General features: G+C 56.1%; 13 protein-coding genes. 7 read left to right on the top strand and 6 right to left on the bottom strand.

Annotated features, from left to right (window positions below):
* Window positions 1-56 precede the first annotated feature (56 nt).
* On the top strand, window positions 57-1502 hold the full coding sequence (tldD, locus tag ACP4QI_RS19925; RefSeq protein ID WP_142487289.1) for a metalloprotease TldD: 1446 nt from the start codon (window positions 57-59) through the stop codon (window positions 1500-1502).
* A 37-nt stretch (window positions 1503-1539) separates the two neighbouring features.
* Here the strand turns inward: tldD and aaeR are convergent, their stop codons facing one another.
* The gene (gene aaeR, locus ACP4QI_RS19920) at window positions 1540-2463 is read right to left on the bottom strand and encodes an HTH-type transcriptional activator AaeR (protein WP_142487288.1); all 924 of its coding nucleotides are present in this window, start codon (window positions 2461-2463) and stop codon (window positions 1540-1542) included.
* A 177-nt stretch (window positions 2464-2640) separates the two neighbouring features.
* On the opposite strand from aaeR, the gene aaeX reads away from it, so the two are divergent.
* The 5 genes from aaeX (at window position 2641) to ACP4QI_RS19895 (ending at window position 7617) form a co-directional block, all read left to right on the top strand.
* Entirely contained in the window at window positions 2641-2844 is a 204-nt protein-coding gene (gene aaeX / locus ACP4QI_RS19915) for a p-hydroxybenzoic acid efflux pump operon protein AaeX (RefSeq protein ID WP_032614553.1), read from the top strand.
* Window positions 2845-2851: 7 nt separating this feature from the next.
* Window positions 2852-3784 (top strand): p-hydroxybenzoic acid efflux pump subunit AaeA, encoded by a 933-nt coding sequence (gene aaeA / locus ACP4QI_RS19910; RefSeq protein ID WP_156264739.1) that lies wholly within the window; start codon window positions 2852-2854, stop codon window positions 3782-3784.
* Window positions 3785-3789: 5 nt separating this feature from the next.
* Complete coding sequence (gene aaeB / locus ACP4QI_RS19905; RefSeq protein ID WP_426495736.1) at window positions 3790-5757, top strand: p-hydroxybenzoic acid efflux pump subunit AaeB; 1968 nt, start codon at window positions 3790-3792, stop codon at window positions 5755-5757.
* 87 nt (window positions 5758-5844) lie between these two features.
* Complete coding sequence (locus ACP4QI_RS19900) at window positions 5845-7299, top strand: NAD-dependent succinate-semialdehyde dehydrogenase (RefSeq protein WP_142487285.1); 1455 nt, start codon at window positions 5845-5847, stop codon at window positions 7297-7299.
* A 45-nt stretch (window positions 7300-7344) separates the two neighbouring features.
* Window positions 7345-7617, top strand: a complete 273-nt coding sequence (locus tag ACP4QI_RS19895) for a barstar family protein (protein ID WP_142487284.1) — start codon at window positions 7345-7347, stop codon at window positions 7615-7617.
* A 59-nt stretch (window positions 7618-7676) separates the two neighbouring features.
* Here ACP4QI_RS19895 and yhcN (ACP4QI_RS19890) read toward each other — a convergent pair whose 3' ends face one another.
* The 3 genes from yhcN (ACP4QI_RS19890) to argR form a co-directional block, all read right to left on the bottom strand.
* Complete coding sequence (gene yhcN, locus ACP4QI_RS19890; RefSeq protein ID WP_142487283.1) at window positions 7677-7943, bottom strand: peroxide/acid stress response protein YhcN; 267 nt, start codon at window positions 7941-7943, stop codon at window positions 7677-7679.
* A gap of 113 nt (window positions 7944-8056) precedes the next feature.
* Window positions 8057-8320, bottom strand: coding sequence for a peroxide/acid stress response protein YhcN (gene yhcN / locus ACP4QI_RS19885; protein ID WP_142487282.1), 264 nt, complete (start codon window positions 8318-8320; stop codon window positions 8057-8059).
* Between the two features lie 379 nt (window positions 8321-8699).
* Complete coding sequence (gene argR, locus ACP4QI_RS19880; protein WP_032614540.1) at window positions 8700-9170, bottom strand: transcriptional regulator ArgR; 471 nt, start codon at window positions 9168-9170, stop codon at window positions 8700-8702.
* Between the two features lie 404 nt (window positions 9171-9574).
* Between argR and mdh the strand changes: the two genes are divergently transcribed.
* Window positions 9575-10513 (top strand): malate dehydrogenase, encoded by a 939-nt coding sequence (gene mdh, locus ACP4QI_RS19875; RefSeq protein ID WP_032614538.1) that lies wholly within the window; start codon window positions 9575-9577, stop codon window positions 10511-10513.
* 68 nt (window positions 10514-10581) lie between these two features.
* On the opposite strand, the gene degS is transcribed toward mdh, so the two are convergent.
* Together degS and degQ are read right to left on the bottom strand one after the other, a co-directional pair.
* Window positions 10582-11649, bottom strand: coding sequence for an outer membrane-stress sensor serine endopeptidase DegS (gene degS / locus ACP4QI_RS19870; RefSeq protein WP_231313587.1), 1068 nt, complete (start codon window positions 11647-11649; stop codon window positions 10582-10584).
* A gap of 88 nt (window positions 11650-11737) precedes the next feature.
* Window positions 11738-13102 (bottom strand): serine endoprotease DegQ, encoded by a 1365-nt coding sequence (gene degQ, locus ACP4QI_RS19865; protein WP_426495737.1) that lies wholly within the window; start codon window positions 13100-13102, stop codon window positions 11738-11740.
* Between the last annotated feature and the right edge of the window lie 105 nt (window positions 13103-13207).

Here is a 13207-nt window from a genome sequence, read left to right as displayed (position 1 = left end):
CAATAGATAAGATCTTAGATACGTCCTGTGGACGGCAACGAACGAGTAGCAAAACGATGAGTCTGAACCTGGTAAGTGAACATCTGCTGGCAGCGAACGGCCTGAGCCATCAGGACCTGTTTTCCATTCTTGGTCAACTGACCGAACGCCGTCTCGACTACGGCGATCTCTACTTTCAGTCGAGCTATCACGAATCCTGGGTTTTAGAAGACAGCATCATCAAAGATGGCTCTTATAACATCGACCAGGGCGTTGGTGTCCGCGCCGTTAGCGGTGAGAAAACCGGTTTTGCCTATGCGGACCAGATTAGCCTGACTGCTCTGCAGCAGAGCGCGCAGGCAGCACGTACCATCGTGCGCGACAGCGGTGATGGCCGGGTGAAAACCCTGGGCGAAGTGCAGCACTCTGCGCTCTACACCAGCGTCGATCCGCTGCAAAGCATGAGCCGCGAAGAGAAGCTGGATATTCTGCGTCGGGTAGACAAAGTCGCCCGTGCGGAAGATAAGCGCGTGCAGGAAGTCTCTGCCAGCCTGAGTGGCGTATATGAGTTGATTCTGGTGGCGGCAACCGACGGCACCCTGGCCGCCGACGTGCGTCCGCTGGTCCGTCTCTCCGTCAGCGTGCTGGTGGAAGAGGACGGCAAACGCGAGCGCGGCTCCAGCGGCGGTGGCGGTCGTTTCGGTTACGAATGGTTCCTGAACCCGGTTGAGGGCGAAGTGCGCGCCGACGCCTGGGCGAAAGAGGCGGTACGGATGGCGCTGGTCAATCTCTCTGCCGTCGCGGCACCTGCGGGTACTCTGCCGGTGGTTCTGGGCGCAGGCTGGCCTGGCGTGCTGCTGCACGAAGCGGTGGGTCACGGGCTGGAAGGCGACTTCAACCGTCGCGGCACCTCGGTCTTCAGCGGCCATATGGGCGAGCTGGTGGCCTCTGAGCTTTGCACCGTGGTGGATGATGGCACCATGACCGATCGTCGTGGCTCGATCTCCATCGATGATGAAGGAACGCCGGGTCAGTACAACGTTCTGATCGAGAACGGTATCCTGAAGGGCTACATGCAGGACAAACTGAATGCGCGTCTGATGGGTGTGGCGCCAACCGGTAACGGCCGTCGCGAATCTTACGCGCACCTGCCGATGCCGCGTATGACCAACACCTATATGCTGGCGGGTAAATCCACGCCGCAGGAGATCATTGAGTCGGTTGAATATGGCATCTACGCGCCAAACTTCGGTGGCGGCCAGGTGGATATCACCTCCGGTAAATTTGTCTTCTCAACCTCAGAAGCCTATCTGATTGAGAAGGGCAAAGTGACCAAAGCGGTGAAAGGGGCGACCCTGATTGGCTCCGGCATCGAAGCGATGCAGCAGATCTCGATGGTCGGTAACGATCTGAAGCTGGATAACGGCGTCGGCGTCTGCGGTAAAGAGGGCCAGAGCCTGCCGGTGGGCGTCGGTCAGCCGACCCTGAAGGTGGATAACCTCACCGTCGGCGGTACCGCATAATTCCCCTTCCGAAATACCCTCTCCCTGTGGGAGAGGGTTATTCCTTCCTTCCCCGCATCTCCTGAAACAGCGCCGCCACCTGCACGAAATAATCCGTCAGATAGTTAATGCACACCTGCACCTTCAGCGGCAGTTTGTCCTTTTCGGTATAGACCGCATAAACCGGGCGCGGGTCCGACTGATAGCGTGGGAAGAGGATCTCCAGCTCGCCGCTGTTGATCTCGTTGATCACCCACATCAGCGGGACGTAAGCGATCCCGGCCCCGGCCACCAGCCAGCGGGAAATAGTCATCGGATCGTTGGTAACAAAGCGCCCCTGCGGCAGCAGTTTTGTCGAGAGCCCTTCCGGCGCGACCAGCTCAAATTCATTATCCGGGCGCACGCTATACTCCAGCCAGGCGTGATTACTGAGATCCGCCGGCTTCTCCGGGCTCCCCGCTCTGGCGAGATACTTTTTCGCCGCGCATACCACCATCGGCATACTGCCCAGGCGGCGGGAAAAGAGGCTGGAGTCCTGCAACGCCCCGACCCGGATCACCACATCCAGCCCGTCGGCAATCAGATCCGGGGCGGGAATACCAGTGACCAGATTGACCGTCAGCCCCGGGTACTCCTGCAACATGTCGGCGGTCATTCCGGCCAGCACATTTTGTGCCATAGTTGAAGAGCACCCGATACGCAGCGTACCGATGGGAGTGTTGTTGAAGGCGTAAAGTTGCTCATGCACCGACTGGGCCTCATACAACATCCGCCGACAGCCCTGATAATAGATTTTGCCGGCTTCGGTCAGACCAAGGCTGCGGGTGCTGCGGTTGAGGAGTTTCACCTGGAGGTCATCTTCCAGTTTGGCGACGGTCTGACTGATTGACGAGACGCTCATTTGTAGTTGCCTGGCCGCGGCTGTGAAGGAGCCCAGCTCAACGACTTTGGCAAAAACCGACATCCGTTTTAGACGTTCCATTATTCACTCTGGCTTAAAAGTGATTTAGATCACATATGATAGATAACAGCATAACAGTTACGCTAATATATTATTAATACATTATAGCTACGCCACTCTCGCCCGGCTTTTCTTGCCCCTTCTGCGGTGCCGTATGCTGAATAATTCTTTCGCCTGCTCGCTCTAATCAAGGTCAACATGAGTCTGTTTCCCGTTATCGTGGTGTTCGGATTATCGTTCCCCCCGATATTCTTCGAACTTCTTTTATCACTGGCGATTTTTTGGCTGGTGCGAAAGGTGCTGGCTCCTACCGGGATCTATGATTTCGTCTGGCACCCTGCATTGTTCAATTCCGCGCTGTATTGCTGCCTGTTCTATCTGGTATCGCGCCTGTTTGTTTGAGGTAGATGTGAAAACGCTAACAAGAAAAATCTCCCGTACCGCCATTACCCTGGCTCTGGTTATCCTCGCGTTCATCGCTATTTTTCGCGCGTGGGTTTATTACACCGAGTCGCCCTGGACGCGCGATGCGCGCTTTAGCGCCGACATCGTCGCCATTGCTCCGGACGTGGCGGGCCTGATCACTGCCGTCAATGTGCATGACAACCAGCTGGTGAAAAAGGATCAGGTGCTGTTCACCGTCGATCAGCCTCGCTATCAGAAATCGCTGGAAGAAGCGGAGGCGGATGTCGCCTACTACCAGGCGCTGGCTGCGGAGAAACGCCGTGAGGCGGGGCGCCGTAATCAGCTGGGGGTGCAGGCAATGTCCCGCGAGGAGATCGATCAATCCAACAACGTGCTGCAAACCGTGCTGCATCAGCTGGCGAAGGCCGAAGCCACGCGCGATCTGGCGAAGCTCGATCTTGAGCGTACCGTGATCCGCGCGCCGTCCGACGGCTGGGTGACCAACCTCAATGTCTATACCGGGGAATTTATTACCCGCGGCTCTACCGCCGTGGCGCTGGTCAAACAGCACTCCTTCTATGTGCTCGCCTATATGGAAGAGACCAAGCTGGAGAACGTCCGTCCGGGCTATCGGGCGGAAATCACCCCGCTGGGCAGCAACCGTGTCCTGAAAGGGACGGTCGACAGCGTGGCGGCAGGGGTGACCAACTCCAGCGCCACCCGCGACAGTAAAGGGATGGCGACCGTCGACTCCAATCTTGAGTGGGTGCGTCTGGCGCAGCGCGTGCCGGTGCGTATTCGACTGGATGAACAGCAGGGCAACCTGTGGCCTGCGGGCACCACCGCCACGGTGGTGATCACCGGTGAGAAAGATCGGGACGCCAGCCATGACTCGCTGTTCCGCAAAATTGCCCACCGCCTGCGTGAGTTTGGTTAATCGCCATGGGCATCTTCTCCATCGCCAATCAGCACCTGCGCTTTGCGATTAAGCTGGCCTTCGCCATCGTGCTGGCGCTGTTTGTTGGCTTTCACTTTCAGCTGGAAACGCCCCGCTGGGCGGTACTGACCGCGGCGATTGTCGCCGCAGGCCCGGCCTTTGCGGCGGGCGGGGAACCTTACTCCGGCGCAATACGCTATCGCGGGATGCTGCGTATTGTCGGCACCTTTATTGGCTGTATCGCCGCGCTGACCATCGTCATTCTGATGATCCGCACCCCGCTGCTGATGCTGATGGTGTGCTGTATCTGGGCCGGTTTTTGCACCTGGATCTCCTCCCTGGTACGGGTGGAAAACTCCTACGCCTGGGGGCTTTCCGGCTATACCGCGCTGATCATTATCATCACCATTCAGACCAACCCGCTGCTGACGCCGCAGTTTGCCGTGGAGCGCTGCAGTGAGATCGTGATGGGGATTGTCTGTGCGATCGTGGCGGATCTGCTGTTCTCCCCCCGCTCCATTAAGCAGGAGGTGGATCGCGAGCTGGATGCGCTGATCGTCGCCCAGTATCAGCTGATGCAGCTGTGCATTAAGCATGGCGACAGTGAAGAGGTCGATAACGCCTGGAGTGCGCTGGTGCGACGTACCACCGCGCTGGAAGGGATGCGCAGCAACCTCAATATGGAGTCGTCGCGCTGGTCGCGAGCCAACCGCCGCCTGAAGGCGCTCAATACCGTCTCCTTAACGCTGATCACCCAGGCCTGCGAAACCTATCTGATCCAGAATACCCGCCCCGAAGCGATCACTGATACCTTCCGGGAGCAGTTTGCCACCCCGGTTGCCACCGTGCAGGATGTGCATAAACAGCTCAAAAGGATGCGGCGAGTCATCGCCTGGACCGGCGAGCGTGATACTCCGGTCACCATCTATACCTGGGTTGGGGCGGCGACGCGCTACCTGCTCCTCAAGCGTGGCGTGATTGGCAATACCAAAATCAGCGCCACCGAAGAGGAAGTCCTGCAGGGCGAGGTAGTGGTTAAAGCCGAGTCGGCGGAACGTCACCATGCGATGGTCAACTTCTGGCGCACCACGCTCGCCTGTATGCTCGGGACGCTGTTCTGGCTATGGACCGGCTGGACCTCCGGCAGTGGTGCGATGGTGATGATCGCCGTGGTCACTTCGCTGGCGATGCGTCTTCCCAATCCGCGGATGGTGGCGCTCGATTTTCTCTACGGCACCCTGGCAGCACTGCCGCTTGGGGCCTTCTATTTCCTGGTGGTTCTGCCCTCGACCCAGCAAAGCATGCTATTGCTCTGTATCAGTCTTGCCGTAATGGCCTTCTTTATTGGTATCGAAGTGCAGAAACGACGCCTGGGCTCGCTCGGGGCGCTGGCCAGCACTATCAATATTCTGGTGCTGGATAATCCGATGACGTTCCACTTCAGCCAGTTTCTCGACAGCGCGCTAGGGCAGATTGTCGGCTGTTTCCTCGCGATGATGGTCATTCTGCTGGTGCGTGATAACTCGCAGGCCCGCACCGGACGCGTGCTGCTGAACCAGTTTGTTTCTGCCGCCGTCTCTGCGATGACCACCAACACCGCCCGGCGCAAAGAGAACCATCTGCCCGCGCTCTATCAGCAGCTGTTTTTACTGCTGACCAAATTCCCGGGCGACATCGCCAAGTTCCGTCTGGCCCTGACCCTGATCATCGCCCACCAGCGTCTGCGCAATGCGCCGGTGCCGGTTAATGACGATCTCTCGGCGTTCCACCGCCAGCTGCGGCGCACTGCCGATCATGTCATTTCGGCCACCAGTGACGATAAGCGGCGCCGCTATTTTGCTCAGCTGCTTGAGGAGCTGGACATCTACCAGGAAAAACTGCGCATCTGGGAGGCACCGCGACAGGTGACCGAACCGGTGCAGCGGCTGGTGGGGATGCTGCATCGCTACCAGAATGCACTCACCGACAGCTGATCCTCCTGAAAACCGACGCCGTAAGCGTCGGTTTTTTTGTGACTATACTTATTCGGGCAAGTACTTAAACCCGGAATGGGAGGATACATGACTACCCAGGCTCTTCAGGACAGTGCGCTATTTCAGACAGGATATCTGGTTGATGGCGTATGGAAAACGCTCGACACCACATTCGATGTACTTAACCCGGCCACCGGCGAGGCGATCGCTAAAGTGGCAAAAGCGGGCACCAAAGAGACCGAAGAAGCTATCGCCGCCGCAAGCCGTGCTTTTCCGGCCTGGCGGGCCAGAACCGCAAAAGAGCGCTCGACCATTCTCTATCGCTGGTATGAATTAATCATTGAAAACAAGCAGTGGCTTGGACAACTGATGACCACCGAGCAGGGCAAACCGCTGAAAGAGGCGGAAGGCGAGGTGGAGTATGCGGCCAGCTTTATTCAGTGGTTCGCCGAGCAGGCCAAACGCGCCAACGGCGAAATCATTCCCCCGGTTAAACCCGGCTCCCGCATTCTGGCCACCCGCGAACCGGTTGGCGTGGTGGCGGCCATCACGCCGTGGAACTTCCCGATGGCGATGCTGACCCGCAAGCTGGGTCCGGCGCTGGCAGCAGGCTGCACCGGGGTGATCAAACCAGCTAACAATACGCCGCTCAGCGCTTTTGCACTGCTGACCCTTGCCAAAAAAGCGGGCGTCCCGGACGGTGTACTCAATGCGGTGGCGGGCAACACCTCTGAGATAAGCGATGCGATCATGGCCAGCCATGAAGTGCGCAAAATCTCCTTTACCGGCTCGACGGCGGTCGGCAAAACGCTGGTGCGCAATGCCGCCGAGACCATGAAAAAAGTCTCAATGGAGCTGGGCGGGAATGCGCCTTATATCGTCTTCGACGATGCCGATATTGATGCTGCGGTAAAAGGAGCCATCGCCAACAAATTCCGCAATGCGGGCCAGGTCTGCGTCAGCGTTAACCGTTTCTATATTCAGGAGTCAGTGTATGACGCCTTCGTCAGCCAGCTCGCCGCCGCCGTCAACGACTTAAAAGTGGGTAACGGCCTGGAGGAGGGCACCGTTGTCGGTCCGCTGATTGAACCTGCCGCAGTAAAAAAAGTGCGTGAGCATGTCGAGGACGCGGTCGCCAAAGGGGCGACGGTACTGGCAGGGGGCAAGGCGCACGATCTGGGCGGCAATTTCTGGCAGCCGACGGTATTGGGCGATTGCCATGAAGGGATGGCGCTGGCCAGCGAAGAGACCTTTGGGCCCGTGGCGGCCTGCTTCCGTTTCACCTCGGAAGAGGAAGTGATTCAGCGCGCCAATAATACGCCCTTTGGTCTGGCCGCCTATTTCTATACCCAGAATCTGCAGCGGGTGTTCCGCGTTTCGCAGGCCATTGAGAGCGGGATGATCGGGATTAACGAATGCGCGGTCTCCACCGAGCTGGGGCCGTTTGGTGGGGTAAAAGAGTCAGGGCTGGGTCGTGAGGGCTCTGTACTGGGACTGGAGGAGTTCCTTGAAGTGAAAACCCTGCATATCGGGGGATTATAATCGGCAGGGCGGCATCAGCCGCCCGCCTGGACGGGGTGGCGGGAAATGAATATTTATACCTTTGATTTTGATGAAATCGACAGTCAGGAAGACTTTTACCGTGAGTTTTCACGTACCTTTGGCATCGCGCGGGAGAGTGTGACCAACCTGGATTCTTTATGGGAGATCGTCACCGGCAATCAGCTGCCGCTGCCGCTTGAAATCGAGTTTACCCATTTGCCGGAGAAGCTGCGCAGACGCTTCGGCGCGCTGATCCTGCTGTTTGATGAGGCGGAAGAGGAGCTGGAAGGCCAGATCCGCTTTAACGTTCGCCCGTAAAAAGGCAAAAAAAAGCCCCTGCGAAGCAGGGGCAAGTCGTAGTTCAATACGACGAGGGTTTATTTGTACAGCTCAGCGGTTGCATGCCAGTGGTCACCGGTATTCAGCTCGGTAACGCGATAGCTGCTGGCACCCGCTTTTTCAGCTTTTGCTGCCAGGGCCTGACGGATATCCATCGGGGAACCGGCAACTTCGGTAACGCCTACGCTACCCATTGATTGCAGGCCTTGTGCTTGTTCCGCGGTAACCTGATGCACAGCTGCACTGGCACCGAATGAGAGAACGGAAGCTAAACCAAGGGTGGCGATAATTAATTTAGTGTTCATAGTCTTTACTCCTTACAGGGCACATTCAACGACCAGAAGGGTTGTGCTGCTATTTTTATACCTGGTGTCGTTGAACTGAGATAACGGGTATATCGGATATTGCTCGGTACGGCTTATTTGTACAGCTCAGCAGTAGCATGCCAGTGGTCACCGGTACGCGCTTCGATAACGCGATAGGAGGAGGCACCCTGTTCCTGCGCTTTCTTGTTCAGCATCTGATTCATGTCCATCGGAGAAGTACCGACTGCACCAACAGAAACGGTACCAATTGACTCACGGGACTGAGCCTGATCGGCGTTAATCGCATCGGCGGCAAAAGCACCGAAAGACAGAACAGAGAGAATGCTTAGTGTGGCTACGGTAGTTTTGATTTTCATGATTTTCTTCCTCGTCATATTCTTTACTGGGGTCTTCGTTTCGTGACCTTCATCACAAAATCAAGTATACACTAATAACGGCAAAAATTAATACCATGCTAATTGTTTCTCGTGAAATTACGCATTAAGAAGATGAATTTTTATAACTGATAGGAATAAAAAAGGCGTGGTTAAACGCGTGGTATCGATTTATTTCCATTAAAATCATGGGGATGAGATGATTTGATTATTTGTGCGGTCGCGCCGCGGATCATCCACTGTATGAATGAATTGAACCAGAAAAACGCACTATTTGTTAAATCACAGATAACAGATTGTAAGGGGAAACGAGGCGGGAGCCGAAGATTCCCCGCTGCGCGACCGCAGCAGGGCAGGGGGATCAGAGTTCCTGTTCGAACAACACCAGAATGGCTTCGTAGAGATCTTTCACCGAGAAACCATTGGCCGGGGTAGTGAAGATGGTATCGTCCCCGGCGATAGTGCCGAGAATACCTTCTGCTTTGCCGAGCGAGTCGAGCAGACGTGCAATCAGCTGGGCTGCGCCCGGGCTGGTGTGGATCACCACCACGGCATCGTTATAGTCGATATCCAGCACCAGATTCTTCAGCGGGCTTGAAGTTGTCGGTACGCCCAGCTCAGCAGGCAGACAGTAAACCATCTCCATTTTGGCGTTGCGGGTACGCACCGCGCCAAATTTGGTTAACATGCGGGAGACTTTCGACTGGTTGATATTTTCGAAGCCTTCTTCCTGTAAGGCCTGGACGATCTCACCCTGAGAACTAAACTTTTCTTCTTTAAGCAGCGCTTTAAACGCCTTAACCAATTCTTCTTGTTTAGAAGAGATTCGCATAAATCACCCGAAATATAGCGGTAGAAACAACATTATTATGCACATGGATGAATTTTTATGCAAACTATCTGCCCAATCTTAGGCTGAAATAATGTTATGAAAGGGAGTGATTTTATCAAATTTCGTTATCAAGGAACATGCCTGCGTCACGCCTCGCAAATAAGGTTAAAAGTAAATTAAATGTTATCAAATTGATGTTGTTTTGGTGGCTGGCGAGGGTGTATTGTAATCCCCTCTTAATTCGTTGCTTAGTTATCGCATAACGCCCGATAGTCTTCCGGCAGAGGCGAAAAGCGCGTGACCGCTAATTCTCACATTATGAAGATTGTAATTATTGATCTGCTGAATTAAGGTCGCCGCGACGGAGTAACAGAAAGTTAGCTCACCATAATAAGGAGTTTAGGATGAAAGTCGCAGTCCTCGGCGCTGCTGGCGGTATCGGCCAGGCGCTTGCCCTACTACTGAAAACTCAGCTGCCTGCAGGCTCAGAACTCTCTCTGTACGACATCGCCCCGGTAACCCCTGGTGTGGCGGTTGACCTGAGCCACATCCCGACGGCTGTCAAAATCAAAGGCTTCTCCGGTGAAGATGCGCGCCCGGCGCTCGAAGGCGCAGACGTTGTGCTGATCTCCGCAGGCGTGGCGCGTAAGCCTGGTATGGATCGTTCCGACCTGTTTAACGTGAATGCGGGTATCGTTAAGAACCTGATTCAGCAGGTAGCAACAACTTGCCCGAAAGCCTGCATCGGTATCATCACTAACCCGGTTAACACTACCGTGGCTATCGCAGCAGAAGTGCTGAAAAAAGCGGGTGTGTATGACAAGAACAAACTGTTTGGCGTGACCACGCTGGACATCATCCGCTCCAATACCTTTGTGGCGGAACTGAAAGGCAAGCAGCCAACCGAGCTTGAAGTGCCGGTTATCGGCGGCCACTCTGGCGTGACCATTCTGCCATTGCTGTCCCAGATCCCAGGCGTGAGCTTCACCGAGCAGGAAGTGGCTGACCTGACCAAACGCATCCAGAACGCTGGCACCGAAGTGGTGGAAGCGAAGGCGGGTGGCGGCTCTGCAACCCTCTCTATGGGTCAGGCTGCAGCACGTTTCGGTCTGTCTTTGGTGCGCGCCCTGCAGGGCGAGCAAGGCGTGGTGGAGTGTGCGTACGTTGAAGGCGACGGCGAGCACGCGCGCTTCTTCTCTCAGCCGCTGCTGCTGGGTAAAAACGGTATCGAAGAGCGTAAATCTATCGGCACCCTGAGCGCGTTCGAGCAGCAGGCGATGGCCGGCATGCTGGACACGCTGAAGAACGATATCGTCCTGGGCGAAGAGTTCGTTAACAAGTAAGCGACTCGCTTCCCATCAGGGCAATAAAAAACCGGAGCCAATGCTCCGGTTTTTTTATCTCTGCTGACTCAGTTGGTGGCCGGGTATTCCTGAATGGTCACCTGCAACGTCAGTTTCTTATCATCCCGCATCACTTCCACCGGAATGATGGAGCCAGGCCTGATTTCAGCCACCTGATCCATGGTCTCGAGGGCCGATATCGCCGGTTTACCGTTCACCGAGACGATAACGTCGTTGACCTTGATGCCCGCTTCCGCCGCCGGACCGCCAGAGGTGACTTCGTTCACTACAATCCCCTGAATCTGGTCGATGCCGCCACCCTGGGTATGCAGCGGAGCAATCTCACGCCCGCCAATGCCAATGTAGCCACGGATAACCCGTCCATCGCGAATGAGCTTATCCATAATCTTGTTGGCCAGCTGGAACGGGATGGCGAAGCCGATGCCTTCGGGGGTTTCCCCATCGTTGCTCTTATCAAACGAGAGGGTATTGATGCCCATCAGTTCGCCCAGCGAGTTCACCAGCGCGCCGCCGGAGTTGCCGTGGTTAATGGAGGCATCCGTCTGCAGGAAGTTCTGCCGCCCGGAGGGGTTCAGGCCAATACGCCCCGTCGCGCTAATAATCCCCTGGGTGATGGTCTGCCCGAGGTTATAGGGGTTACCGATCGCCAGCACCACGTCGCCAATATGCGGGGTACGTTTACGGTTGATGGGGATGACGGGCAGGCCGCCCGTGGCGGTGATTTTGAGGACCGCCAGATCCGTCAGGCTGTCGGAGCCGACCAGCAGGGCTTCAAAGACGCGGCCATCCTGCAGCGCAACGATGATCTGATCGGCATCGTTGATCACATGTTTGTTAGTAATGATGTAGCCGCGTTCATCCATAATTACCCCGGAGCCCAGAGTGCGGATCTCCAGCTGATTATGGCTGGTGCTGTTCAGCCCACGGTTATAGACGTTAACCACCGCAGGGGCGGCGCGGCGTACTGCCTGATTGTAACTGGCAGGCGTTTCATCTGCGCTGTCAAACTGCGGCGCAGCCAGCTGATTAAACTGACGTAAAGAGGGCATCGCGGCCAGTAACAGGCCACCTACAACCAGGCCGATGGCGACCGAACGAATGAGCTTTAAAACCATGATACGGGCGTCGTTAAGGGAAGATCGCAAGCAGCATAGCATGACTTATCCGGACATCACACGGGGTGATGCCCGGACGCGTACAGGCTTAACGCAGCAGAATATAGAGTGTGTCGTTGCCGCGCACGATCTGCAGGGCAATAACGGTAGGTTTACTTTCCAGCACTTTGCGCATTTCGGCAATGGACTGCACGCGAACGCGGTTCACCCCGACGATCACATCATTCTCATGCAGACCGGCCTGCGCGGCAGGGCTGCTTTTCTCGACGCTGTCGAGAGTGATGCCTTTGGTACCGTCTTTTAACTGCCCGTCGCTTAATGTCGCCCCCTGCAGTGCAGGGGCAATCATCTCTGCGCTGGCCGATGATGAGGTGCTTTTATCCAGCGTGACCTGTAGATCCAGCGGTTTGCCGTCACGCAAAATACCGAGCTTAACCGTGGCACCCGGCTCCGTGGTGGCAATGCGCGAGCGCAGTTCGGCAAAACTGCTTAACGGTTTATCATTCAGGCTAACGATCACGTCCCCGGATTTGACCCCCGCTTTTGCCGAGCCGGAATTCGGTATCACTTCGCTGACGAAAGCGCCGCGCTGAACGTTCAGGTTGAACGCTTTGGCAATATCTGCGCTCATTTCCGTGCCTTTAATGCCCAGCAGCCCGCGCTTCACTTCACCAAACTCAATCAGCTGCTGTGCCAGGGTGCGGGCCATGTTGCTGGGAATCGCAAAACCAATCCCCACGCTGCCGCCGCCAGGCGCTAGAATGGCGGTGTTAATGCCGATCAGCTCCCCGTTCAGGTTCAGCAGCGCGCCGCCGGAGTTGCCGCGGTTAATGGAGGCGTCGGTCTGGATAAAGTTTTCCAGACCCTCAAGGTTTAGGCCACTGCGGCCCAGCGCAGAGACGATGCCCGAGGTAGCCGTCTGGCCCAGACCGAAAGGATTACCGACCGCGACGGCGAAATCCCCAACGCGCAGCTTATCGGAATCGGCGATGGCGATTTGCGTCAGGCCGGTTGGGTTCTGTAACTGCAGCAGGGCGATATCGCTCTGATCGTCCCCGCCAATCAGTTTGGCGTCAAACTCACGGCCATCGTTCATCTGAACGCTAATTTTATCGGCATGACTGATAACGTGGTTATTGGTCAGCACGTAGCCTTTCGCGGCATCGATCACCACGCCGGAGCCCAGCCCTTCAAAAGGCTGCGCCTGGTCGGGGGCATCGTCGCCAAAATACTTTTTCAACTCTTCCGGGATGCGCTGGCTTTGCACGGCGGTGCCTTCGACCTGCACGCTGACCACCGCGGGCAGGACTTTTTCCAGCATCGGCGCAAGGCTCGGAAGCGCGGCCTGGCCCGGAACCTGTGAAGGGATGGCTGACGCCGCTGGATACGATGCCGACAGCGATAATCCGATACTCAATGCTAACGCGCTCAACAGCTGATTTTTTTTGTTCATTTATGCTGGCTCTCGCAACCTGGAATGGAGGAATAACGGCCCTGAAACAGTCTGATGTTATTGAATTTTAAAACGCTGAACAATGAGGTGTTTGACTAAATAATA

Source organism: Leclercia sp. TB492, from assembly GCF_049974505.2.
GTDB lineage: Bacteria > Pseudomonadota > Gammaproteobacteria > Enterobacterales > Enterobacteriaceae > Enterobacter > Enterobacter adecarboxylatus_C.
The sequence above is the reverse complement of the archived record's forward strand: the minus strand, read 5'-3'. Positions and strand labels throughout refer to the sequence as shown.